Below are 819 nucleotides of genomic sequence, written 5' to 3' on the forward strand. Positions count from 1 at the left end.
AGCAGGCCGAACACCGCCTCGCCCGCGCCCAGCTCGACGGCGCCGCCCAGCGCCTCGCCCGCGCCGAAGCCGAGGCCCAGCGCATCGCCGACCAGCTCGCGGGGCTCGACGACGGCCAGGACCTCGTCTCACGCCGCCGCTCGGCGCGCGAGGCTCGCGAAGCCGCAGAGGTCCGTCTGGTGCAGGCCGGCGAAGCGATCGCCGCCGCCGAAAGCCAGCGCGAAGCCGCCGCCGCCGAGCGCGACTCCGCCCAGGCCGACGCCGCCGCCGCCCGCGCCGCGCTTGCCGCTCTGGAGTCCGAATCCGGAGCGTTGCGCAAGGCGGTCGAGGGCAGCGCCGGCGACCGCGCCATCAACCAGGTCCGCGCCGCCAAGGGCTATGAGCGAGCGCTCGCCGCAGCGCTCGGCGAGGACCTCGACGCCGCGATCGGCGGCGACGGCCCGCGCGGCTGGACTGGCGCTTCGCCGCAGGCGGGCGATCCCGCCCTGCCGAGCGGCGTCGCGCCGCTGGCCGATCATGTGAAAGCGCCCGCCGCCCTCGCCCGCCGCCTCGCCCAGATCGGCGTCGTGGACAGCGACGACGGCAGCCTCGAACTGGCGGTCGGGCAGCGTCTCGTCACGAGGGACGGCCGCCTGCGCCGCTGGGACGGCTACGTCGCCACCGGCCTCGGCGCCGCCGCCGCCGAGCGCCTGATCCGGGTCAACCGGCTCGACGAGATCGAAGCCGCGCTCCCCGCCGCGCGCGACACCGTCGCCGCCGCCCAGGCGCGGATCGACACCGCCCTCGCCGCCGTCCAGTCGGCGCGCGAGGCCGCCGACG

General features: G+C 78.3%; 1 pseudogene. It reads left to right on the forward strand.

Features of this window, described 5'->3' with window-relative positions:
* Positions 1 to 819 (forward strand): annotated as a pseudogene (locus G7B71_RS15535) (chromosome segregation protein); the annotation flags it as partial.

Origin of the sequence: Sphingosinicella sp. YJ22, assembly GCF_011320075.1 — a bacterium.
Classification (GTDB): domain Bacteria; phylum Pseudomonadota; class Alphaproteobacteria; order Sphingomonadales; family Sphingomonadaceae; genus Allosphingosinicella.